Source organism: Vibrio sp. 811 (genome assembly GCF_033339195.1).
The window spans coordinates 1-622 of record NZ_JAWOUB010000557.1 but is presented as its reverse complement, the minus strand read 5'-3'; the positions used below and the strand labels follow the sequence as shown (position 1 = coordinate 622).

Here is a 622-nt window from a genome sequence, read left to right as displayed (position 1 = left end):
TGGATATGGTGGACTGCATATTGGTAATGCCACCAATGATGGAGCGTTCAACAAACAACAAGCTCCCCACCTCAAACATAAAAGCCACCCCATAAGAGATGGCTTATATATTGATTTGCTAAAGGAGTTTATCGAGTGATCTTCCCTGCTTTTACATCTTCTAGCCAACGCCCCTCGACGAGATAAGGAGGAAGCCAACCAGTTTCAACTGATAAACGGTTGCCTTTGTCGTACCACATACAGGCCATGCCAAGAAGAGGGAAAGATATGAAAGTTTCTATAGAAATCAAGTCCTCTGGCTTATCAAGCCTCATTTGGTATTTCTCTTGGAACTGTAGGTTTTTAACGAGCATTTTCTCAAAGTCATAACCAATGTCGGTAGTGAGCGCCGCGAAGGTTTCTAGGATCCCCATCGCAATTTCCAACGCCCAGTTATCCCCTTGGGCTACCGCTGCGTCCATTGCTGCAACCAGCTTGTCAGGATAATCCGGTGTGCGGTTGTGGAACGACTGAATTACGTCTACTAGCATATAAGACAGCTCACCCGCTTTAGTAGAGCTCTGTCTCATCAAAGAAATCGGAAAGTTCGCCAATGCGTCTAAACTTGGCCTGTCACGCACAA

1 protein-coding gene is annotated in these 622 nt (G+C 45.8%); it reads right to left on the bottom strand.

The window, feature by feature from the left end:
• Positions 1 to 128 precede the first annotated feature (128 nt).
• Positions 129 to 622, bottom strand: a 494-nt coding sequence (locus R7Q46_RS28075; protein ID WP_318078421.1) for an immunity 49 family protein, incomplete at its 5' end; no start/stop codon positions are given.